Source organism: Paenibacillus sp. FSL R7-0026, from assembly GCF_038004485.1.
Classification (GTDB): Bacteria; Bacillota; Bacilli; order Paenibacillales; family Paenibacillaceae; genus Paenibacillus; species Paenibacillus xylanexedens_A.
The window spans coordinates 761,415-785,458 of the sequence record NZ_JBBORG010000001.1 but is presented as its reverse complement, the minus strand read 5'-3'; the positions used below and the strand labels follow the sequence as shown (position 1 = coordinate 785,458).

Genomic DNA, 24,044 nt, shown 5'->3' with positions numbered 1-24,044 from the left:
GTCTATGTTAATTAAGGAGAAAATCACCATTAGGCAATTTGCAGTCCTTACCTTTCTCGTCATGATTGGGGACATGATTCTACTCTATCCCTCCGTGGTTACTGCTTCCGGTAAACAGGATGCATGGATCTGTTCTCTTATCGGTCAACCGATCGGCATGCTCATCATGTGGGTGCTATACAAACTTCATCAGACGCACCCTGATCTTTCTCTTATTGAAATTTGCCAAAAAATACTTGGCCGATGGGCAGGGTCTGTTTTGGCAGCTGCATATCTATTTTATTTCGCCATAGGCGCTGTCATATGTATCCGTGAAGTCGGTGACTTTATGACCACACAGATCTACCTTCAGACACCCATTCGAGTCATTCTAATTATCCTTATGTGCGCTCTGGTCTGGGGGCTTATGCATGGCTTGCATACAATAGGAGCAAGCAGTGAAATGCTGACTCCAATCGTTGTTGCATTTATGATTCTATTATTTCTGGGGCTGATGCCCAAAGTAGACAGTTCAAATCTACAGCCTTACTTGGACACCCCTTGGCTTCATCTGATGCAGTCTGTCATTAGAGGGGCTTTCACTTCCTTTGGTGAACTCATCGTAATCACCATGGTTCTTCCTTACGTGATGTCCGGGCCTCATATCAAACGTGACATGTTACTCGCTACTTTATGTGGAGGGCTGTTACTAACCACATTGTTGGTCATTTCACTGATGATATTTGGCCCCTTTCTGACCCAACACGACATCTACATCTCCTATACCCTGTCCCAGAAAATCAATATCGGCAACTTTTTCGAACGAATTGAGGCCTTCATGGCGACCGCTTGGTTAATTGCTACCTATTTCAAAAGCCTGCTATACATGTTCTCTTTTGTCGTTGGAACAGCTCAGCTATTTCGATTAAAGGCATATAAACCTCTCATCCTGCCATCAGCCATGTTATTATTCGCTTTAGCTGTACTGATTTCTCCCAATGTCATTTTCTACACCAATACGATCATGCCCGCTTGGGTGGATTGGGATATCACGGTAAGCTTTATTATTCCGCTATTCCTTTTGCTCGTGCATCGGCTTCGTTCTGGCAAGAGCAAGAATAATTCAACCAATCATAAGCGCTTGCCAACCTAAAAAGGCTGTGTTCACGGAAATTCCGCGAAGCACAGCCTTTAATGATGAAACGGTTAGGATGTATTTATTCACACATGTCTAAATCATTTATTACAATGTCTTCAAAGCCTCAAGCGCAGCCTCGATATGTCCTTTGACCCGAACTTTGGACCAGTCCTTGATCAATTTCCCCTCTTCATCAATTAGAAAAGTGGAGCGAACCATACCCATGTACTCCTTGCCATACATTTTCTTTAGCTGCCATACACCGTATTGCTCGGCTACAACGTGCTCTTCATCCGATAACAAGGTGAACGGCAGTCCGTATTTGGCGATAAACTTGTCATGTTGTTTCATCGGATCGGTGCTGATTCCGAGAATGACCGTGTTCAGCCCTTCAAATTCAGCATGTCGATCCCGAAAATCACAAGCCTGTTGCGTACAGGACGAAGTCATATCCTTGGGGTAAAAATAAAGCAGTACCCGCTGTCCGCGGTAATCCGAAAGCTTTACCGATTCTCCCGTACTGGACGGAAGTTCAAAATCCGGTGCCAATTCGCCTACATTTAACGTCATGTCAGTTCCTCCCTAATCTCCCCCATGAATTGTTATAGGGCGTTATTATGAACCTGCTCCGCGATACCGCTTCACGCCATAATTCCACAGTAGCAAGCCCATGGAGCCAAACACCAATCCCATCACAGGTGTAAGCAGCGCCATGCGATGCATCTCGGACCTTTCCAGGAACAGTGCTGCCGGATAGATCCCCACAAAGGCAAACGGAATGATCCAGGTTAGCAGCACCTGAATGGCACGGTTATAGATCGTTACCGGGTAACGCCCATACCCTTGAATGTTATACATCAATGGCAGAATACCTGTCGGCGCGTCCGAATAAAAGGATAGTGAAGTCAAGGTGGTATAAATGCCGGCATAGATCATGACTGAGCTGAGTGCCAAAATAATCAATGCAGGGATATGCCACCATTCCAGCATCAAGCCCATCTCTGCTCCGCTGAAGATCATGATGATCAAGCCGATAAACGAGCCCACGAGTGCAGGCGGGTCTACATTTTCAAGCAAGATCTGGAACAGGTTATGTGCAGGGCGTGTCAGGATCCGATCCATCTCACCTTTGACGATGTACCGCTCACTGAATCCCCACAGATTGATAAAACAACTGAAGATGCCATAGGGCACCATAAAATATCCATAAACAAAGAGTACTTCACTCTCACTCCAGCCGCCCAGGTTATCCGTATGACGGAAGACCACAAAGATAAAGATCAGGTTGGTTGCCTGGAACAGCAGATCCGATAGGATCTCCACCCAGAAATCAGCACGGTACGTAAGTCGTGTTTTCATGTAATTCTTCAAATATTCCCAGATCAGACCCATATAGTACATTCCGTTATCCCCCTTGCACGAACAGACGCTTGCGCGCCTTACGCCAGATCAATACCATCGGGAGCAGTAACACGGCAAACCAGAACACCTGAATACCGAGTACATTCCAGATGGCGGTACCTTCCACTCTTCCAGTGAAAACGGAACCGGGCAGATACGTAATGGCCTGAAAAGGCAATACCTTCATCACCGCGGACATCCAGCCTGGATACAGGCTGATCGGGATGATTAGACCAGAGAACAAATCAACTACGACGCGTTTCATACGCATCATGCCTTCATTGTTTTCCACAAAGAAAGCCGCCAGTCCCGTTATCACATTAATCTGGGAATTAATGAGGAAACTGAAGAACAGCATGACGAGAAAGCCAATCCACGCCGATGGCGCCGTAGGCAATTCAACCGGGAACAGCAAAATGGCAATGAGCATCCCCGGAATCATGAGCAGCAGGAAGCGGAAAATACCTTCCCCAAGACCCTGCATCATTTTGACCATAACGTAATTGATCGGCCTGATGAATTGAATCGCAATGGAGCCATCCCGTATATCTGCGGCAATCTCCCGGTCCAGGTTGTTAAAGTAAAAGGCACGTGCCATCCAGGATACAGCGATGTAAGTGGTCATCTGCGCTGCCGTGAAGCCGCCGAGTTCACCACTGCTACCGTAAATGGCTTGCCAGGTAAAGTAATACACGCCGATATTCAGCGTATATATCAAAATGCCGGAGTAATAATTCACCCGGTATGCCAGCATCGTTAGAAAACGGATGCGCATAAAATCAATAAATGCACTATTCATCTCAGGATACACCCACCGCTTCTTTCCCTGCTCCCATAATCTCGGGACGCTCGGCGGAACCGGATTGGTAAATACTGCGCACAATCTCATCCGTGTTGATCTCAATAATCTGAATATCGGTAATATCGGCTTGTCCAACGACACGTCCGAGTACATCCGAAACATTCAGTTCCAGCGGAATCCATACAGATGCGGACAATTCATTCTCTACCGTCCAACGTACAGGCAAAGCAGCAGTCCATTCCTGCATCTGACTGATGTTGTGAGCTGAACCGAACTTGAAGCGGATCTCGCGCTCCTTACCCCACTGGGACTTGAGATGATCCAGACCTCCATCATAGATGATGTTGCCTGCATCAAGCATGATCACCCGGGAACACAGGGCTTCAATGTCCTGCAAATCGTGGGTGGTGAGCAGAATGGTCGTTCCATGCTCCTTGTTCATGTCTTTCAGGAAATCCCGAATTTCCGACTTCACCACAATATCCAAACCAATAGTTGGCTCGTCCAGGAAAACAATACTCGGATTATGCAACAAGGCTGCCACTAACTCGCAGCGCATACGCTGACCAAGACTGAGCTTCCGCACCGGACGGCTTAACAGGTCCTGAAGCTGCAATCGCTCAACCAGTTCATCCAGCCGTTTACGGAAATCGACCTCTCCTACACGATATACTTTACGTAATAAATGGAAGGATTCGATAACGCCAATATCCCACCACAATTGACTGCGCTGACCAAAAACAACACCAATATTCTGTACAAACTTCTCCCGTTCCTGATACGGAACATATCCACCAACCGATATTTGCCCTGAAGTAGGCACCAAAATACCGGTCAACATCTTGATCGTTGTTGATTTACCGGCACCGTTCTCCCCAATATATCCGCATATTTCGCCTTGCGGAATCTGAAATGAAATATCATTTACTGCCAATACCTCTTGGTATTGACGTGCAAACAGGTCCTGAAACGCGCCCTTCAGCCCACCTCGGCTTTTCTGGACGCTAAACGACTTGCGCAAATCTTTGACATCAATCGCCAGCATGATTATACCTCACTTGGATTTTGTTGAAATTGCTTGTAGCCCAAAAAGAAATTATAATGGTATCAGTCAAAATTCAGCAAGCTTTAAAATAGTCTGGAGCTGCGTCCTGCCCTGTATGTTGGGAAAAGACGTGTACGGAAAGCTCCGACTAGTTCTTACTTGAATACTCGAACTCGTTTTTTTATTTCATCTCAAATACAAAGGAGAGCTAGCATGACCAGAAAGACGAAGAGAACCATATGGATTTCTCTTGCCGCCTTCGTGTTAATTATCGGAGGAGCAGCGGCATATTATTTCGGTTCTATTCTCAATCAGTTGGACGGTTTGGCAAAAGACGGCGACGAATCACCATTCGCAGGTATCGAGAATGTGGAGAAAGTAAATACTCCTGACCCTCCAAAATGGGAAGGCACAGAAACGGTAAATATTCTCGTTATGGGTGTCGATGCGCGCGGATTGAAAAAAGGTGAAGTTCCCCGCTCCGACAGCATGATGGTTGTATCGCTCGACCCACTTACCAAAAAAATCAATCTGTTCTCCATTCTGCGCGACACTTACGTCAATATTGACGGATATGGCAAGGAACGGATCAACACTGCCATCACCCATGGTCCTAATGCAGCGATGCAAGCTGCCGGCGACCTGCTCGGCATTCCTGTACAGTATTATGTGTATACAGATTTCCAGGGATTCATCAAACTGGTGGATGCCGTTGGCGGTGTTGATTTTGATGTGGAGAAAGACATGCACTATACAAGTAAAGCAGACAATAACGAATACGATATTGATCTCAAAAAAGGGTATCAGCATCTGGATGGCGAAACAGCCCTCATGTACGTTCGTTTCCGTCATGATGCGATGTCGGATTTCGCTCGTTCTGAGCGTCAGCGTGAGTTGCTGAAAGCTGTGACAGCGAAAATGCAGTCAACAACTACCATTGCCAAGCTGCCTTCCATTCTGGAACAGGTTAATCCCTATGTGGATACGAATCTGACACTCTCCGATATGTGGAAACTGGGTGGCCTCGGTTACCAGAGCAGCATGAATGGCAGTGAGCAGATCCCGCCAATGAACCTGCTGAAAGAAGAACGTACAGCAGGCGGTGCGCAAGTATTGACGGTTACCAATGAAGAGAAATTGAAGCAGCATATTCAGGATATTATTCACCCGCCTGCTACAACGGATGATAGTACAACCAGCACCGAAGATAAAACAGCCAGTGGTGACGATCAAAAGTCAGAGCAACCGGCTCAGTAATCTAAACATGCAGAGGGCAGCCATTACGCTGCCCTCTCGTTGTGCCCGGCTATACTATTATGAGAAAATCATCATATCTTTCTGTAGCTTGTACCTTTATCATATTTTGCATTACGAAAGGAAGTTATCTTATGAATACATCACGTTCCCGTTCCGAACTTCTTTACGCAGAAGCACTTGAACATATTGTAGGAGGTGTTAACAGCCCTTCACGGTCGTTTAAAGCCGTTGGTGGCGGTGCACCTGTATTTATGAAAAAAGCCCAAGGGGCCCACTTCTGGGATGTCGATGACAACCGTTATATTGATTATCTGGCCGCTTACGGTCCGATTGTTACAGGACATGCCCACCCGCATATTACACAGGCCATTACGGAAGCAGCGGCAAATGGCGTGCTGTACGGTACCCCAACAGAGCTTGAGATCAAGCTCGCCAAAATGCTGAAGGAAGCCATTCCTTCCATGGATAAAGTGCGTTTTGTAAACTCCGGTACAGAGGCGGTCATGACCACGATTCGGGTCGCTCGTGCCTACACCAAACGCAACAAGATCGTAAAATTCGCCGGATGTTACCATGGTCACTCCGATCTGGTGCTTGTAGCTGCCGGTTCAGGCCCGTCCACACTCGGAATTCCTGACAGTGCGGGAGTTCCAGCCAGTATTGCACAAGAAGTCATCACCGTGCCTTACAATGATCTGGACAGCCTCAAAGCTGCACTGGAGCGTTGGGGTGATGATGTCGCCGCGGTCATGGTTGAGCCGATCGTTGGTAACTTCGGTATGGTTATGCCGGAACCTGGCTTCCTGGAAGGCCTCTGTGCCATGACACGTGCTAACGGCTCACTAGTTATCTATGACGAGGTTATTACGGCTTTCCGTTTCCATTACGGTTCTACTCAGACGTATGCCGGACTCGATAATCATGCAGAGATTGAACCGGATCTGACGGCTCTTGGTAAAATTATTGGTGGTGGCCTGCCAATCGGTGCTTACGGCGGACGCAAACATGTTATGGAGCAGGTTGCTCCACTCGGCCCGGCATATCAAGCAGGAACGATGGCTGGTAACCCTGCATCCATCTCGGCTGGTATCGCATGTCTGGAGGTCCTGCAAGGCGCGGGTGTATACGAAGAGATGGAACGTCTTGCTATCGACCTGACGGCAGGTCTGCAAGCTTCTGCTGACCGTCATGGAATTGCACTGACGATCAACCGTATTCGTGGTGCATTCTCCACCCATTTCTGTAATCACCCAGTTACGAACTACGATCATGCTCAAGACACGGATGGAGAGCTGTTCGCTTCCTTCTTCCGTCACATGCTGAACCGTGGCATTAACCTCGCTCCGTCCAAATATGAGGCCTGGTTCCTGACCACGGCTCATACAGACGAGGATGTCCAGGCTACATTGGAAGCCGCAGAAGCTTCCTTCAAGGCGATGTCTCAGGAATAAATTAGATTATTTCCATTCACAATGTAGCGTACAAGCTGCATCGTTGATAGATAGCAACTCGAGGAAAAGGCGTCCAACAAGTGATCAACTTGTGTGGACGCCTTTTGTTATATACAGACAGTGGTGAGTGGCCAATATGACTAGATAGATGCTAAGTTTAACAACTATATGCGTTTTATTGTAATGGCCTTGCTGTTATAGCTTTGTCTTTATCTCTGACTGATCTGAAGTTTCAAAATTTCCTCCCGGATCTTCTGTATCCCTTCCTCGATTCGCTGCTTCGGCACATTGGAGATGTTCAAGCGCAGCATCTGATCCTGATGCACCTGATATGTTCCCTCCGGATAATACCGTTCAGTCGTATCAACGATGACTCCGCGCTTTTGAAGCCGGGACAGCAGAACACGAAGCGGCATATCACCCGCCAAAGGTAATACGGTATGCTCCCCTCCTGTTCGAGGAGCCTCCCTAAATGGAGCAAAGTCTGGATATGAGTCCAGTTGCTCATGAACCGTGTGCATCCGGGCAGCATAGCGGTTACGAATCACTTTTCTGTGATGAGCAAACATTCCGCTGTGGACATAGATCTCCAGAGCAGCTTGAGACAGAACGGAAGTGTCGATATCGAGCATTTTTTTGTAAGCCCCAAAAGATTGAATTAGTGGTGAGGGCAGAACAGCTACACCAATGCGCAGACCTGGAAACAAAATTTTGGAGTAACTCTTCAGATAGATGACCCGGCCTTCCGTATCATAAGACCATAGCGGGTCCTGTTTCGTATTGTCCTCCAGATCAGCCAGATAATCGTCCTCCACCAGATAGACATCGTACCGCTGTGCAAGCCGGATCAGTCTCTTCTTGTCAGCAACAGTCATCGATGTGCCAATTGGATTGTGAAAGCGTGGCATGACATAGAAAAACTTGATATCTCCTTCAGCAAACTGACGTTCAAGTGATGCCCAGTCCAGCCCATCCAAGGCACGCCTCACACCGGCAATCGGCACATTCAATCCATTCAGTAGCGAGGGCATATTGTGATAGGTCGGTAGTTCAAGCAGTACTTTTCTCTTTCCATTGGGAAAAGGCATCAATGCAAGTACAGCCAGTGCCTGTTGCACACCTGACGTGATAAAGAACTGCTCTGTTCTCGCAAACACCTGATAATCCGCAAACTGCTTCTGCAACAGCAGAATAAGCGAAGGTAATCCCTGATCCGTGCCATACATAAATAACTCTGCCTGTTTCTTCTCCATCGCCTGATCCACACAATGACGAAAGTCTGCATAAGGGAACACCCTTGGATCGGGTGCAGCTGAAGCAAAGTCCAACGCTCCCTGCCAGTCCATGTCCTGAGCACCTGTCCCGTTCTGTACAGCATAATAGCCAGATTGAGGTATGGCGTACACCAAATGCCGTTGCTCCAGCCACTCATATGCACGAATCGCTGTACTTACACTGCATTGATATTGATCTGCTACAACTCGAACGGCTGGCAGTCGAATGCCCTTATCTGCCCACTGGCGACGATCCTGCTGCTGCATCTGTTCCTGAATCCATTGCTTTAACGCTTCGGCAATCACTTCGTATTTTCTCAATGCACCCATCCCTCTCCAACAACTGTACCGATACAGTTCAACCTTTTATCTATTTTAGCACGATGCACCCGGCAGTATATTGAATAAGGCCAGGACGTGCCTCGAACCTGACATAATTCAGGATAATGAAAGATAAAACGCTATGACTACTGTATTGGAGGAGCATTTATGAACACAACACACACCCGGGGATACGCTTATATCGCAGCTGTATTGTACGCAGCTATTATCGGTCTATCTTTTTTATTTGTTAAAATGACCGTCACTGTTGCACATCCGATTGATGTGCTTGCCCACCGATTCGCCCTGTCGCTGATCGTTGTGAGCATTCCTGTCATTTTTGGCTGGATCAAAATCCGACTGAGCCTTCGTGATCTGTGGCGCATCATTCCACTGGGGCTGTTATCTCCCGTCTTATTTTTTGCCTTTCAAGCCTTTGGACTTGTCTCTTCCAACTCATCGGAAGCCGGTATTATTCAGGCCATGGCCCCTGTATTCACACTCGTTCTCGCTTCAGTTTTCCTGAAAGAACGAACATCAACGATGCAGAAGCTGTTCCTGCTACTGTCTGTCGCCGGAGTGGTCTTTATTTTCATAATGCAAGGAAGTGGCATGTCTATAGGTAACCTGAAGGGTATTGCATTATTGCTACTATCCACGGTCTGTTTTGCAGGGTATGGTGTGCTTGCGAGACCATTAACCCAGAAGTATAAACCAATGGAATTAACCTGGGTCACACTGATGGTTGGCTGTATTGTATTTAACGCCGCTTCCCTGATCCGGCATGCGTCCAGCGGTTCCATGATGGACTACATCAAACCGCTTGGAGATACATCCTATCTGGGTGCACTCGCTTATCTGGCAATTCTCTCCACCATGATCTCCACCCTGCTCGCGAGCTATGCCCTGACCCATCTGGAGGCCTCGCAAATGAGTGTATTCAGCAATCTGTCCACGCTCATCTCCATCGTAGGAGGTGCATGGATATTGCATGAACCAGTGGGTAGCTATCACTATATTGGTGCATTGTTGATTATCGCCGGTGTGCTTGGCACCAATATGAGCGGTCGCAAACACAGGCTGGTCAGTGGAATCAAAGCGTGATATAATTCTGGAAATTGTAAACATTTGTTATCCTCGATGATGAAGAGAAGTACGTATGTCAGGATGCTACAGAGAGCCGGCGGGTGGTGGAAGTCGGTGCATCGGATATGTGGAAATGGGCTTCGGAGTTCCGAGTTGAACAGAGTCTGTATCCGTTCCTAGGAATACACACTTTCAGTAGGCGAGGCGGCATGTCCAGCCGTTATCCATGGACAGGATATCGATAGGCATGGAAGCTCATAAACGGGCTCCTGGTAGATGCCTCATCCGTATCCCTCAAGTGGGCCGCAACAGAGCGGCCAATGAAGGTGGCACCGCGAGGCACAAGCTTCGTCCTTTATTCTGTTCCCAACCGGGAAATGGGATAAAAGACGAAGCTTTTTTTTGATTTTTTTTGCAGGCTGAAAGGAGGTGATGGTCGTGGAAGACGGCTGGTGGCGACAGCTCAACGTTGAAAAATTACAAAACCAAAGGAGAATAAACCATGAACAAAAACAAGGATATTATTTTGACAGGAGATCGGACTACCGGACAACTTCATCTCGGCCATTACGTAGGCAGCCTGCGCAGTCGGGTGCAATTGCAGGAAGAGTACAAAACCTATATTTTACTGGCAGATGTTCAGGCACTCACCACCCACTATGATCAACCTGGCCTGATTGCAGATAGTGTTCATCAAGTCACGCTTGATTACCTCGCCGTAGGCATTGATCCGAACAAAGCTACCCTGTTCATTCAATCCATGATTCCGGAAATTGCGGAATTGACTGTGATCTTCTCCATGTTTGTTACCGTCAATACACTCCGGCATAATCCGACCATCAAGAGCGAAGCACGTGATCGTGGATATACCGACCTGTACTACGGATTTCTTGGATATCCGGTCAGTCAGGCTGCTGATATTGCATTCTGTAAAGCCACCCTTGTTCCGGCAGGGGAAGATCAGATTCCTCACATTGAGACAGCACGAAAATTGGTTCGGCGGTTCAACGAGTTATATGCTCCCATTCTCCCCGAACCCCGCATTTTGACCGGAGAGCGGCTTGGAGGACTGGATGGCGTTGGTAAGATGAGCAAAAGCATGGGGAATGCGATCTCATTAAATGCAAGTCCTGAAGATGTAAAAGCCAAATTGATCAAGGCCAAGACTGATCCTGCCCGCATCCATCGTTCTGATCCAGGACACCCGGATATCTGCCCTGTTTTTGCCTATCATCAGCTTTTCCGCAAGGAGAACGCAGACGAAATACATGCCAGTTGCAGTCAGGGGCGGATTGGATGCAAAGATTGTAAACAGATCGCAGGTGAAGCCATCAATGATCTGCTTGCTCCTTTTCGCGAACGACGGAATTATTATGTACAGCGTGATGATCAGGTGAAAGAGATTCTTATTGAGGGTACCCGTGAGGCCAGGAAAGCGGCCCGGGAAACGATGTTAGAGGTAAGAGAAGCCATGGGTATTCGTTATTTCGACTGACGGTATGAAGCGCTCCAATCACGTTAACACTGCTGAGGACAGTCTATTGGGAAAAGGGGACCCCTCAGCATGAAACGAACACAACCTTCTTTTTTACAAGCTATGATGTTGATCATGTTGTCCGTTGGCTTGATCAGCCATGTTCTGATTATTCCTGCCCTTTTGGCTGCGGCCAAAAGGGATTCTTGGATTTCCGTCCTGCTATCAGCCGGACCATTTCTAATATTTGCGCTAATGCTCGCCTATGTCTCTCGTTTCCTCCAGCATCAAACCCTGCATGAATGGTTAACATCCCGTCTCGGCAAGCCTATTGGCCTGTTCTTTCGAGTTGGTAACAGTCTGTTTTTTCTGAGCGCAATCTATTTCACCCTGCACGATACCACGACTTGGGCCAAAACAAATTACCTGACAGAAACGCCAATTCTGGTAACCAGTATTGCCCTCATGTCTCTCTGTGCCTATGGGGCATATAAAGGCATCCGCTCACTGGCATTTACGGCAGGATTGATCCTTCCACTGGTGGTACTGCTGGGCTTCTATGTTGCCATTGTGAACACTCAATACAAGGATTACAGTCGTCTCCTGCCTGTGTTAGAACATGGCTGGCATCCGGTGTTAAATGGCATGATTTACAGTCTTGCAGGCATGTTTGAACTGCTGTTCATCTGGTATATCCAGCCTCATCTCACCAAACGTATACGTGTATGGCAGTATCTGATGCTCGCACTCATTCTTGTGGGACTGACTGTCGGCCCACTCATCGGGGCGATTGTAGAATTCGATCCTTTTGAAGCCGCCAAAATGCGATATCCCGCCTTTGAAGAATGGCGAATTGCCTCCTTGGGCAAATACATCGCTCAAACCGACTTCTTTTCCATCTACCAATGGCTCGCAGGCTCATTCACCCGAATTAGTCTCGCCATGTATATTGTAGTAGAAATATGGAATATTAAGAGCTCTACCAGAAGGCTTATCAGTTGTATCTCGTTAGGTGTCTTCTTTATTCTAACCATGTTGTATCCTCTGGATGATATGACCTTCGAAAAGCTTCTGGTCGAATACATATTTCCGTTCAATCTCGTGTATCTGAGCGGACTTGCGATTATCGCAACGACGGTTGCCTTTATCCATTCACGCCACCAGAGGAGGAAACATCATGGAGCATCAAGCGATTGACACCAAGTCCCATGAAACACTGCTTGCCTCTTTGAAAGAGCAGTTCAATCCATGTGCAGATGTCGTTATTCAGACTTTTCCTGTTAAAGACGAATCTGATCAGCCCGTAATCCTGCTTTATTGTGACGGTCTCGTCGACGGTAAACAAATTAACCAATTTATTATTCCCCGTCTGGAACAGCACTCCCTGATCATTGAGGAATCACATCCTAAAGAACTGGGATTAACATTGAATCCGTTGGATGACCTCACAGATACTAACAAGCTTAATATGTTGATATTTAGTGGACAACTACTGATCATTTTCGGTAATGGTGTACAGTCCTGCAGTGTGGATATTGCTGATATCCCGGGACGCAGTCCCGAAGAATCAGCTATTGAGACATCAGTTAAAGGCCCGCGCGATGGATTCACCGAAGAACTCACCACGAACGTTGCCCTTATTCGCAAACGAATGAAAACCTCTTCAATGTGTTACGAGAAATATGTCAAAGGCGGTCGTACCCAGACATCTATCGGGCTTCTATATGTAAAAGATATTATCAACCCAGACATTCTGAAAGAAGCAAGACACAATCTGGATCAGATTGAGATTGACGGCATTCTGGGCACCTCAATCATGGAGCGAGCTGTCATGGGAGGGATTCGGAGTATCTTTCCACTTACAGATAATACCGAACGTCCTGATTTTGTCGTCGATTCCCTGTTAAATGGACGTTTTGCCGTTCTCATTGAAGGCTCTCCCGTGGCGGTCATCGCACCAACTACACTTTTCAATCAGTTGAAGTCTCCGGAAGACGAAAGCACACCTTTTTTCATCGTTACCTTCGAACGGATTTTGCGTATTTCCGGTCTGCTGATTGCCTGTTTCTTCCCAGCCTTCTACATCGGCCTGACCAGTTTCAATGTGGAACAGATTCCGTTACCTCTCTTGGCTACGATTGCCGGTACTCGGATGGGCCTGCCCATGCCGGTGACGCTCGAAGCATTTCTAATGATTTTTATGTTTGAGCTATTTAACGAAGCCGGTCGCAGGTTACCACGTGCATTGGGCCAGACCGTCAGTGTGGTCGGTGGACTTATCATCGGGGATGCAGCCATTCGTGCCGGGATTACGTCTCCCACCATCATAGTCACGGTAGCGATCTCGGTCATCTCCAGCTATATTCTCGTGAACACCGTGCTGAGCGGGGCTACTGCACACATTCGTATCGGAATGCTCATTATGTCTTCGATCCTTGGATTATTTGGATTTATGATCGGACTGTTCGCTCTTTTGGTGCACCTCGTATCGTTGGAGTGTTATGGGGTATCCTATCTGTCACCCGTATCTCCCTACATTCCAGGAGACTTCACGCAGGCCGTATCCATGCCCCCTTCTATGAAAAGAACCAAACGTCCAGCAGCACTTCATACCCAGGATTCCACCCGCCGGAGGAAGCGTCCGTGAAAAGATGGGTATCCATAAGTGGGCTTCTTATAAGCTGTTTGATCCTGCTAACGGGGTGCTGGGATTCCAAAGAGGTGCAAAGTATTAACTTCATCACGGCAATAGGAATAGACTATGTGGACAACCAGTATATTACGTATGCCCAACTGATTGACTTCTCCAGTATCGCAAAACAGGAAACACCAACTTCCCGGGAGACAAGGGATATCTGGATTGGACGGGGCGAAGGTACAACACTGAGCATGGCTATTAACGACTTGTATGAAACGTCACAGCAGCAAACGCTCTGGACTCATGTTAAAGCCATTGTTTTATCGAAAAATGCTCTCGACGGGAAGCTGGAGGATATATTTAACACGTTGCTGCATTCAGGTCAACTGAGATATACACCCTGGATTTACGCGACAGAACATAACATTCCGGACGTGCTCTCCCCTTCTGCGCTGCTGAACCAATCCGCCCAGACCATTGAGTTATTTGAGCCCATGAGGCTATACAAACAGCATTCCGGTTACGAACCTATCCGGCTCCATCAGCTTCTTGATGGACTACGGGAGCCCGCTTCTGTCGTTCTTTTACCCTCGGTGTCAACGAGGAACGAGACTTGGTTCAACGGGGATAAAACTCCCCCCCTTGTTAGAATGGATGGATTTTATGTGATTTCCAAAGGCACAAGTCAGGGTAGAGTTGCAGGAGCAGACGCAGACGGTACACGATACGTAAATTATGAGCGCGTACATCAGTACCCACTATACGTATATGGGAATGGTCGAAAGACTCCTGATTTAACCCTGATGCTTCGTGATCCCAAGACTAGAATCAAGGCAAGGAAACAAGGAGATGGCGTCACATTTGATCTGGTTACCTCGGTCAAAAGTTCCATCACCGAAGACCATGGAGCCCCACGCACGCCTCATGCCATGGAACAAGAAGCCGAAAAACAGATCGAATCCCAAATCCGAGATACGTTCGAAAAAACCAAGTCACACAAGATTGATTCATACGGTCTTGTGGAACACTTATATCGCCACAACCTTCCCTTATGGAAACAGGAAGTATACAATCGGGCGGATCCACTCCAACGTTTTAAGCTTGGAAAAGTGGAGGTTCACGTGGATATCCTTAATGCGAGCACGTATAAATACAGCGAATAAATGAAGAAAAAGAAGCCCCGTGCCTGCATTGGATGCAAGGTTTACGGGGCTTCTTACCATCTCCAGCTATGCTGTCGATTGGGGAAGTTATCCTAATGGATACGCCATGACACTCATCAAAGCCAATTCAGGCTGGGTCGTGTCCAAACGACTGTACTGGACGATAACCGGGATATTGCTCGAAACCGTAATCGCATAAGGCACGCCTGGCGGAATAGACTGCTCCCCGGATCGTAGCGATGCAGTGCGAATATGCTTTGTCCTTCTTGCTGGCACTTCAGCGACAATACCTTCGAGTGGTTCTCTGTCTTCAAAATAAATCGTGATATGCAGCTCCGCATCCGTGGCACTGGTGTTCAGTACACAGATGCTCTCATGACTCTCCAATGTGCCCCGGCTCTCCGGGGGAATGTAACCATCCGGAATGACCCAGTAGGTGTGACCTGTAGCTGCTGAAACATTCTTACTTGCAGATGTGCCTGATTCTGTCTGGTCAGGTATCATTGAAATACATCCTCCTTTTTTTGCGATTGCAATATAGGTTAAAAATCCGTGGGCTCGCGGGGCAGTCGCTTCGGCGGGCGGATCGCGCTGTGGGCCACTGTTGGCTCGGGATTTCTTTGGCTCATTCGCGGGGGCAACTCTTAAAACCCGTGGGCTCGCGGGGCAGCCGCTTCGGCGGGCGGATCGGGCTGTGGGCCGCTGTTGGCTCGGGATTTCTATTCATTTCCCCTCAGCAGGGGAAATCCCGCTCCAAAGGCGGACGCTTCGCTCCCTCTACCCGATTCCGCCCTTCTTCGCTGCTACGCTCGCCGGACCGATTTAAAGATTATTGCCTTCGCTCTTCGCTGGGCAACTTTTGCTGGCTCGTTATTTAATTAACTCGCTTGGCTTAAATACAGACGCACAGGACTTAAAATCCTGCGGGAACTTATCCCCTAGAACAATAGAATTAGATCCTCTACTGATACTGATACTTATTACCGCAGATACATCTGCAACGGTTGCAATTTTAACTCGCGGATGGCTTCTGCCAACTGCTGGGCAAGGCGGCGAGCACCGCGTTCCTGAAAATGCGTGTTATCCTCCACGCCTGAGGGGAAGTTCACATACTCGCCTGGCAGCACCCACATAAAGTCGTCCTTAGTGCCTTCAACGCCCGCCTGCTCGAACAGAAGACGGCTGCGCTCAGCCAGATCGATCAGCGGAACATCTTCCTCTTCTGCCAGCTCACGCACGGCGATGATATAATCGCCGTGGGTATCGGTCAATGTGCCATCATCCGCAAAATAGCGACGATGCACCGGGGTGATGAGCACTGGACGAGCCTTGGCTTCGCGTGCAGCATCGATATACTTTTTCAAATATTCCTTATATGTTGTGAATGGGTCCGTACCACGTTCAGGGTCCGGCTTCTCATCGTTATGTCCAAATTGAATAAACAGAAAATCTTCGGGCTTGATTCGCTCCAGAATGGCGCTTAATCTGCCTTCATTAATAAAACTGCGGGAACTGCGGCCTGACTGGGCGTGATTATCTACTGCCACATCATGTTTGAACTGTGCTGGCAATAACTGGCCCCAACCGCAATACGGATATCCACTTTCCGGCTGATCTGTTACGGTTGAATCCCCGGCAAGAAATACGGTCATGGTCTGATTCGCAAGAGTAATCTCCAAAGCATTAATTCTCGGTGCAGGACCGGAGAATGACAGACGAAGTCTGCCGGCGCGAACAACAACCGAGAATCTAACCTCTGCGTATTGTCCGGGAAGTGTGCGAATGGTTGGCAGTACAAGCCTGCCTTCACCAGCTTTCACGCGGGTCACTGTCTCAGCCAATTTATCACCTGCGACAAGTAATACTTGGTAGGTTCCATCGGGAACATCCACGATGAACGATGCTTTGAGTGGAATACAGAAGCCTGAACGCAATCGGGCAGACATGGTTGTCTGCCCCGAATTGTTATGATGTTGTTTCGTGGGATCCGGCACATCGTCATCACGAATGCGTTGTTTCTCATACACCAGAGATCCTGCCTCGAATCCGTATCCTCCGCGTTCCTCATATGCGGTTGTTGCAGTTACTTTCAGATAATCCCCTGTCTCATCTGCTCTTCCCGAGTCCGGTCCAAAGTTAAACTTCCAGCTGGTCACGGAAACTGCCTGGCCCTCTGCCGCTGCCCCCATGGCAACGGCCTGACTACCCTGAGCTTTATTCAAAAGCGATAACCTCCTTGGTTAACTTTCGTAAACGTTCATTCGGGCGAAGATACGAAGGTACAGTAATCTGGCTTATCCTTTCAATCCGCTGGTGCTCATCCCTTGAACAATTTGTTTCTGGAAGATGAAGAACACAGCTACAACCGGAACCAGACTGACGATGGACATCGCGAACATTGCGCCCCAGTTGGAAGCAGATTCGCTATCGAGGAACATTTTCAGCGCCATCGACACGGTGTATTTATCAGGCGAGTTCAGGTACAATACCGGACCGAGCAGATCCTCCCATCTCCAGTAGAAGGAGAAGATGGCTGCAGTCGCCAGAGAAGACTTGATCAGCGGCATAATAATCTGGATATACAGTCTGAACTTGTTACACCCATCGATGGTTGCAGCCTCATCCAGTTCCTTCGGAATCGTTCGAATGAACTGTACCATCAGGAAGATGAAAAACGGCATTCCGAAGAATGTAGGGACAACGATTGGCAAGATAGTGTTCAGCCAGCCGAGCTTTGTGAAAATGATGTACTGAGGAACCAATACCACGTCATGTGGCAGCATCAGCGTTAACATCATCAAGGAGAACCAGAATGTACGTCCCTTGAAGTTAAGTCTGGCAAAACCAAAAGCGATCAGCGATGACGATATTACAGCACCGATGGTGGAAATCACCACGATTACAAGTGAGTTGGTGATGTAATCCATAAACGGTCTTCCAGCTGTGCCTTTCCAGCCATCCACATAGTTGCTCCAGATCCACTCCGCAGGAAACAGGGTATCCGCTGTGACGAAAATCGTACGGCTTTCCTTGAATGAACTGAATAGCATCCATAGGACGGGATAGAGCATCAGGAGGGCAAGAGCTGCAACGAACAGGTGATAAATGGGCCATTTTACATTTCTCCAAACCATCGTTACTTCCCTCCTTCAGATTCGTAGAACACCCAGTACTTGGATGTCAGGAAGACAGCTACCGTGAGTATACCGATCATGATGAGCATGATCCAGGCCATGGCCGAAGCATACCCCATGTTGTTAAACATAAATGCCTGACGGAACAGATACAGGGAGTACAGCATCGTACCATCCATTGGACCGCCTTCGCCTTTGGAGATAATATAGGCAGGTACGAAGGTCATGAATGCTCCAATCGTCTGCATAATCATATTGAACAGGACGATTGGGCTAAGCAGTGGCAAGGTGATGCTGAAAAATTTCCGTATAGGATTCGCGCCATCCACACCTGCTGCCTCGTACATCTCAGTAGGGATATTTTTGAGACCAGCCAGGAAGATCAGCATGGACGAACCAAACTGCCACACAGACAGTGAGATGAGCATAACGAGGGACGCATTCGGGTCACCAAACCAACTGATAGGCCCGATCCCAATTGCCGTTAGAGCACTGTTGATAACACCTTCATTACTGAAGAGGTTACGCCACATGATGGATACAGCCACGCTACCACCGATAATGGATGGCAGGTAATACAGCGTCCGGTACGTTCCAATCATACGAGAGCCAGTGTTCAGGACCATCGCTACGAAGAGGGCAAAGATCAACCTTAACGGTACCCCAATGAATACATACAGAAACGTCACTTTGACCGAGTTCCAATATTTCGGGTCATCAAAAAACATTTTGGTGTAGTTATCAAGCCCAATCCACCGCGGAGAAGTGAACAAGTTATAACTCGTGAACGACATATATAAGGACACAAACATGGGGATGAGTGTGAAGCCCAGGAATCCAATAATAAACGGGCTTATGAACGCATATCCAGTTAAGTTTCTACGTAACGACGAATACTGCCTCAATGGAACGAACCTCCTTCATGGATCAGCTTGCTCCCTCATCCTGGCTTCGGTCATCTGGACGGGGAAAGGCCCTCGCATTCGCGAGTAGCCCCATTCCCGACCATCCCTGAGGTGGGACGAGCAAGCCATCATTCAACTGTTATTTATTGTTAGCAAGTACAGATTCGGCGTTCTTGCGGAATGTTTCTGCTGCTTGTTCAGGTGTAATTTTGCCAAAGTTCAACTCTTCAACCACATCTGCCAGAGCAGAGATTACTTCAGGTGAACCAACCGGTGGCGGAGAACTCATTGGTGATGCCTTAGGCTCCATGGCTGCTACGAATTCAAAGACCTGTTTTGTTGCGTCACTCAGCTCAGGTGCGATGGCTTCTTTGATTGCTCCTGAGATTGGCACACCGCGCTCACCTTTGATCAGTTTGTTGGCTTCCACGTCATTCACCCAGAAATCAATGAATTTAGCCGCTTCTTCCTTCACTTTGGAGTTAGACGTTACACCCCAATACATACTTGGTTGCATATATAGTCCTTTTTCCATATCCGGTCCTGGCATTGGAGCGATTTCGAGTGGACGGTTCGCTACCTGTTGCAAGGCTACGAACTGGTTGGACCATTGCCATACGCCGATTCCTTTTTCCTTCACGAGGTCTGATTCCTCAATAATACCTTTGGTTTGGTTGGCTACATCCGGCGTAGGTGCTGCACCTTGCTCGATCATGCGGCGCATAAGTCCGAAGAACTCAACAAACAATTGGTCATCATCATAACCAAGGCCAGTTCCTTCTGCATTGTAAAGCGAATGTCCTTTGGTACGCAGGAAGTAATGGAAGAAGATATCAGGAGCTACCCCTCCATCCAAATACAGGCCTTTCTCTGCGGCTTGTTTACCCAGTGCTTCGTATGATTCCCATGTCATATTTTCAGGCATAGCTTCCGCTCCCGCTTTTTGAAGCAAAGCAGGGTCATATTGGAAGCCCAGAACGTTAACACCGGCAGGTACCCCGTATTGTTTGCCGTTAATTACACCTGTGCTAATAACGTTCTCGGACACATCGTCCACTTTGATCTGATTGCCCAGATATGGAGCAAGATCCTCAAGCTGACCATTCTGTGCATATTGGCTGATGTAGGAAATATCCATCTGAACGATGTCAGGCAACTGATTTGCAGCTGCTTGTGGCGCGAGCTTTTTCCAGTAGTCATCAAATGAAGCATATTCCACGTCGATTTTGACATTCGGGTTTTTCGTTTTGTACAGGTCGATGACCTTCTGTGTATATTCATGCCTTGCATCCGAGCCCCACCAAGCGATCCGCAGGGTAACTGAGTCATCTCCAGATGCTCCTTCAGTTCCTCCACCTGAGCTACATGCCGCTGTAAACACGAGCAAAGCAGCCATCATCAGGAATATTGCCTTTTTCACCATGCCAATCTCCCCTTTTATGTTGATATGGTTGTGTGAACGAGTTATCCCTTCGTTACTGATAACGCTTTCACAAACTTGTTAATGTCATTTTCGCAAATGTACGACCAGAGTTGAATACACAAAACCGTCTTGTTGGTTCAAAAAACAGAGGAGGACAACAGCCTCCTCTCGGCGCTGTTCGTCCTCCCCAGACATGAATCACATGATTGGTAGTCCACTGTTATATGCCGATCCTGCGGAATTCCGTAGGTGTCATACCGGTCCACTTTTTGAACACCTGACTGAAATATTGCGAATTCCCGCCGAATCCGAACAATTCAGCAAGCTCGAATACTTTCACATCCCCGCCTCTGCGAATATGGTCACATGCGCGTTCAATGCGCAGGCGATTCACGTAGTTGGAGAAATTCTCGCCTGTGACTTTTTTGAAAATCTTGCCCAGGTAATCCGGATTCATATACAACATCTGATGCGCGACCCCATTGAGAGAGAGATCCGCCTCTCCATAATGACGATCCACGATATCCATCATCTTCTCCACGGCAGAAGACTGGCGACTGATATGGTTTTTGTAATAACCGGAAGTTAATCGGGCTGCACTGCTTGCAACAAAAGACTTCAAACCAGATAACGTATCGATATGCGGCAGTTCTGCCATACGCTGGGTGAATTCCGTTGCCTCCTCAGGTGGACAGACATGAACCATCGCCGAGTACAGCTGCACTACGTAAGAGCGAGTCACTTCAATTTCCAGTTGCTGACGCGACAATAGATCAAACAGACGATCCACCTCTACCGCTGTTTCCTCGGTATTACCCGATTTGATCAACTGACACAGTTGCTCCGCATCCTGTTCTACATGCACCCCGTCGCATTCTCCGGCCAGAACCAGATCATTCTTCGTGATCAGCTTGCCTTCACCGATAAAGAAGCGATGGTTCAGATACTGCAATGCCTCACGAAACAACCGCCGGGACTGAATCATTCGATCTGCTTCACTCAGCGCAGCGGTCACTTCCAATTTATATAGTCTGGTAAATGCAGTCCGAACCTCTTCAATACTTTCTTTAAGTCCGGCCGGATCTACTGAATCCGCAAGCAGGATGAGGAGTTTGCCTTCAATGGTTGTGCTTAACAGGACATGTGGGAGCAGGTCACTGGCAATGTTTTTGATCGCAAATAAGTGACTGTAATCATGTTCATCCACAATTCGGAACAGCAGTAACCGAACCGCGTTCTCTTCAAGCTCCAGATCAAACAGCTCCTGATAATACTCCAGATCAACCGGCCCATAGGTGCGGTTGGTCATGAACTCCAGCAGAAATTGCTCCTTCACATGCGGAAGGACACGCTGCAATCGCTGTTTCATCTCACCGGCAACATGTTCCTTCACCTGAGCATCTTGATGTTCCTGCAGCAGTTCAGTTAACGCATCATGGATCTGATTCTCGTTGCAGGGTTTGAGCAAATAATGCTTCACACCATACTGCATCGCTCTACGGGCGTATTCGAACTCTTTATAACCAGATAACATAATGAACCGTACTCCCGGGTATGCTTCGGATGCTTTCTCTATGAGTCCCAGACCATCCAGACCCGGCATGGAAATATCCGTAATGATAATATCGGGTTTCGACTGCCCGATTTTGTCCAGCGCTTCAATCCCATTCCGCGCCGTACCCACTAATTCCGTACCTGCTGCGGCCCAATCGACCACTTGGGATATCCCCTCCAGAATGACACGTTCATCATCTACGAGCATCACTTTGTACATCGTCATCGTCCTCTCTAATCCAAGGTATGCTGATCGATACTACAGTTCCTGATCCGGGCTTGCTGCTCATCACCATTCTGCCTTCTTCGCCAAAGGTCAGTCTGATTCGTTCCTGGATGTTAGATAACCCAATGCCCTGTCCTCTTGTCTGTATGCGTCCTTCTTGTAATTGTTCGAGGAATTCCGGTGTCATCCCTGGACCATCGTCCTCGACTTCAATAATGACTTGTTCTCCCTCTGCTCTCGCCCTTATTCGAATTCGGCAAGGATCAATGCTTGGTTCGAGTGCATAATGTATGGCGTTCTCTACCAGCGGTTGCAATGTTAACTTGGGAATTCGTGCTGATCCCACCTCAGGTGCAATCTCCATATCAAAATCCAGTCTCTCTTCAAAACGGGTGCGCTGAATTGTAACGTAGCTGCGGACAATGTCCAGCTCTCTTTCCAGCGTGATCCACTTCTCCGTCATATTCACAGAGCTGCGCAGCAGGAATCCAAGCGCCTCAACCATTTCCGAGATCTGACGTTGTTTCTGTACTTTGGCCATCCAGTTAATGGATTCAAGCGTGTTGTATAGAAAATGAGGATTAATCTGTGCTTGAAGCGCTTTCAACTCAGTCTCACGAATCACCAGTTGCTTCGCATAATTCTCATCAATTAATTCACGAATCCGCTGAAGCATCATCTTGAATGTGCGATGCAGCAGCCCAACCTCATTCTGTGGAGACATCGGAACGTTACCTAAGGCAGCCTCCTCCAGTTTATCCAGATCACCTTTTTCGATATTACGCATCTTCTTGATCAGCTGCGCAATCGGATGGGTAATACTGCGGGAGAACTTTGCTCCAATTATGAGTGCCGCCAGAAAAATCATGATAAAAATAACCGTGACCAACTGTTTAACAAACTGAATTTTTTTAAACATCTGGTCAAAAGGTGTGGTGTACAGGTACGTCCAGTCTGTGTAGGAAGAATTGGCACGGGCTACAAAGTGTCTCCCCTGCTCAAACATGGCAATTCCATAGGGTTGGGTACGCTTCAGTTCCGATTCAATCTCAGCTTCACTTACCGAAGATTCGGTTGGATAGATTACTTCTTTTCCATCCGAAATCAATAACTGTGAGTCCTCTGCGGGTTCCTGCATCTGATCCTGTACGATTCGGTCCAGACGCACTCGGATAATTAGAGTCCCGAGCTTATCCAGTGTAAATGCGCCCCCAGTAAAAGATTTCACCTGTCGTACAGATAAAAGCCTGGCTTGTTTATCCCCGCTAGTGTGCCAGACATTGGAGCCTGTATATTGATCTCCCAGCGATACCAGTTCCCTTTGCTTCGACTCCGAAATCCCTTCCCGGTTCCCTGCAGCCATGACGTTATTATCATTATCGATAAATAGCATGGAATAGACGTATTTCTCAGAACCCGCATAAGCAACCAATCGGTTGGTAATTTTCTTGCGCAGACCATTTCTCTCATATCCCGTCTCGGCCTTTTCAAGTTGAAGCAAATATTGTTGAAGCGGCTCGTCTGACATCACCTTGAAGGAGAGATTGGAAACTTCACGTAGTTGATTCTCAATACCTACCGAGGACATATTGAGGACCTGCGAGGATTTCTCATAGATCTGACGGTCATAGATACTGAACACATATCGGAGTACGGACGCATAAAACGTAAAGCTGATTAACATCAACAATCCGATGAGAAGAATCGTTTTGTGATGAATCGGCAGTGTTGTGAAAGCGTTCTTAATTTTGTTCATCCTAAGCGCTCCTTTGG

The 24,044-nt window shown here is 47.7% G+C and carries 20 protein-coding genes and 1 other annotated feature; of the genes, 8 read left to right on the top strand and 12 right to left on the bottom strand.

The features are described from left to right. The first annotated feature begins 4 nt into the window (after positions 1–4). Positions 5–1,132 (top strand): GerAB/ArcD/ProY family transporter, encoded by a 1,128-nt coding sequence (locus MKY44_RS03675; RefSeq protein WP_341006059.1) that lies wholly within the window; start codon positions 5–7, stop codon positions 1,130–1,132. A 90-nt stretch (positions 1,133–1,222) separates the two neighbouring features. On the opposite strand, the gene bcp is transcribed toward MKY44_RS03675, so the two are convergent. The 4 genes from bcp to MKY44_RS03655 are packed head-to-tail and all read right to left on the bottom strand — an operon-like array spanning position 1,223 to position 4,365. Further along, positions 1,223–1,687 carry a thioredoxin-dependent thiol peroxidase gene (bcp, locus tag MKY44_RS03670; protein ID WP_036668208.1) on the bottom strand — a complete coding sequence of 155 codons (465 nt, stop codon included), beginning with the start codon at positions 1,685–1,687 and terminating at the stop codon, positions 1,223–1,225. Between the two features lie 45 nt (positions 1,688–1,732). Next, a complete protein-coding gene (locus MKY44_RS03665) occupies positions 1,733–2,518 on the bottom strand; it encodes an ABC transporter permease (protein ID WP_076333833.1) in 786 nt (261 codons plus the stop codon). 4 nt (positions 2,519–2,522) lie between these two features. Further along, the gene (locus MKY44_RS03660; RefSeq protein WP_062837592.1) at positions 2,523–3,317 is read right to left on the bottom strand and encodes an ABC transporter permease; all 795 of its coding nucleotides are present in this window, start codon (positions 3,315–3,317) and stop codon (positions 2,523–2,525) included. Position 3,318: 1 nt separating this feature from the next. Next, positions 3,319–4,365 carry an ABC transporter ATP-binding protein gene (locus MKY44_RS03655; protein WP_341006058.1) on the bottom strand — a complete coding sequence of 349 codons (1,047 nt, stop codon included), beginning with the start codon at positions 4,363–4,365 and terminating at the stop codon, positions 3,319–3,321. Between the two features lie 213 nt (positions 4,366–4,578). Between MKY44_RS03655 and MKY44_RS03650 the strand changes: the two genes are divergently transcribed. Further along, a complete protein-coding gene (locus MKY44_RS03650; protein ID WP_091018703.1) occupies positions 4,579–5,622 on the top strand; it encodes an LCP family protein in 1,044 nt (347 codons plus the stop codon). Between the two features lie 131 nt (positions 5,623–5,753). Next, positions 5,754–7,073 (top strand): glutamate-1-semialdehyde 2,1-aminomutase, encoded by a 1,320-nt coding sequence (locus MKY44_RS03645; RefSeq protein WP_341006057.1) that lies wholly within the window; start codon positions 5,754–5,756, stop codon positions 7,071–7,073. A gap of 209 nt (positions 7,074–7,282) precedes the next feature. Here MKY44_RS03645 and MKY44_RS03640 read toward each other — a convergent pair whose 3' ends face one another. Next, the gene (locus MKY44_RS03640) at positions 7,283–8,677 is read right to left on the bottom strand and encodes an aminotransferase-like domain-containing protein (protein WP_341006056.1); all 1,395 of its coding nucleotides are present in this window, start codon (positions 8,675–8,677) and stop codon (positions 7,283–7,285) included. 159 nt (positions 8,678–8,836) lie between these two features. Here MKY44_RS03640 and MKY44_RS03635 point away from each other — a divergent pair, with 159 nt between their 5' ends. From MKY44_RS03635 to MKY44_RS03615, 5 genes are all read left to right on the top strand, one after another. Then, entirely contained in the window at positions 8,837–9,772 is a 936-nt protein-coding gene (locus MKY44_RS03635) for a DMT family transporter (RefSeq protein ID WP_341006055.1), read from the top strand. Between the two features lie 27 nt (positions 9,773–9,799). Further along, positions 9,800–10,113, top strand: a binding site (T-box leader). Between the two features lie 143 nt (positions 10,114–10,256). Then, positions 10,257–11,249: a tryptophan--tRNA ligase gene (gene trpS / locus MKY44_RS03630; RefSeq protein WP_341006054.1), complete on the top strand. Its 993-nt coding sequence runs from the start codon at positions 10,257–10,259 to the stop codon at positions 11,247–11,249. Positions 11,250–11,318: 69 nt separating this feature from the next. Then, a complete protein-coding gene (locus MKY44_RS03625; RefSeq protein ID WP_253429951.1) occupies positions 11,319–12,425 on the top strand; it encodes a GerAB/ArcD/ProY family transporter in 1,107 nt (368 codons plus the stop codon). Continuing rightward, on the top strand, positions 12,406–13,875 hold the full coding sequence (locus tag MKY44_RS03620; RefSeq protein WP_341006053.1) for a spore germination protein: 1,470 nt from the start codon (positions 12,406–12,408) through the stop codon (positions 13,873–13,875). The genes MKY44_RS03625 and MKY44_RS03620 overlap by 20 nt, the downstream gene beginning before the upstream one ends. After that, positions 13,872–15,029 (top strand): Ger(x)C family spore germination protein, encoded by a 1,158-nt coding sequence (locus MKY44_RS03615; protein ID WP_341006052.1) that lies wholly within the window; start codon positions 13,872–13,874, stop codon positions 15,027–15,029. The genes MKY44_RS03620 and MKY44_RS03615 overlap by 4 nt, the downstream gene beginning before the upstream one ends. Positions 15,030–15,116: 87 nt before the next feature. Here MKY44_RS03615 and MKY44_RS03610 read toward each other — a convergent pair whose 3' ends face one another. The 7 genes from MKY44_RS03610 to MKY44_RS03580 all read right to left on the bottom strand — a co-directional run bounded on the left by MKY44_RS03610 (position 15,117) and on the right by MKY44_RS03580 (position 24,027). Then, entirely contained in the window at positions 15,117–15,533 is a 417-nt protein-coding gene (locus MKY44_RS03610) for a sensory rhodopsin transducer (protein ID WP_341006051.1), read from the bottom strand. Positions 15,534–16,009: 476 nt separating this feature from the next. Beyond that, positions 16,010–17,218, bottom strand: a complete 1,209-nt coding sequence (locus MKY44_RS03605) for a rhamnogalacturonan acetylesterase (RefSeq protein ID WP_445670672.1) — start codon at positions 17,216–17,218, stop codon at positions 16,010–16,012. Between the two features lie 105 nt (positions 17,219–17,323). Continuing rightward, on the bottom strand, positions 17,324–18,163 hold the full coding sequence (locus MKY44_RS03600; RefSeq protein WP_017690747.1) for a carbohydrate ABC transporter permease: 840 nt from the start codon (positions 18,161–18,163) through the stop codon (positions 17,324–17,326). 2 nt (positions 18,164–18,165) lie between these two features. Further along, complete coding sequence (locus tag MKY44_RS03595; protein WP_047841423.1) at positions 18,166–19,068, bottom strand: carbohydrate ABC transporter permease; 903 nt, start codon at positions 19,066–19,068, stop codon at positions 18,166–18,168. A gap of 139 nt (positions 19,069–19,207) precedes the next feature. Continuing rightward, positions 19,208–20,491 (bottom strand): ABC transporter substrate-binding protein, encoded by a 1,284-nt coding sequence (locus MKY44_RS03590; protein WP_341006049.1) that lies wholly within the window; start codon positions 20,489–20,491, stop codon positions 19,208–19,210. Between the two features lie 220 nt (positions 20,492–20,711). Further along, positions 20,712–22,265, bottom strand: a complete 1,554-nt coding sequence (locus tag MKY44_RS03585; RefSeq protein ID WP_341006048.1) for a response regulator transcription factor — start codon at positions 22,263–22,265, stop codon at positions 20,712–20,714. Then, the gene (locus MKY44_RS03580; protein WP_341006047.1) at positions 22,240–24,027 is read right to left on the bottom strand and encodes a sensor histidine kinase; all 1,788 of its coding nucleotides are present in this window, start codon (positions 24,025–24,027) and stop codon (positions 22,240–22,242) included. The genes MKY44_RS03585 and MKY44_RS03580 overlap by 26 nt, the downstream gene beginning before the upstream one ends. Positions 24,028–24,044 lie beyond the last annotated feature (17 nt).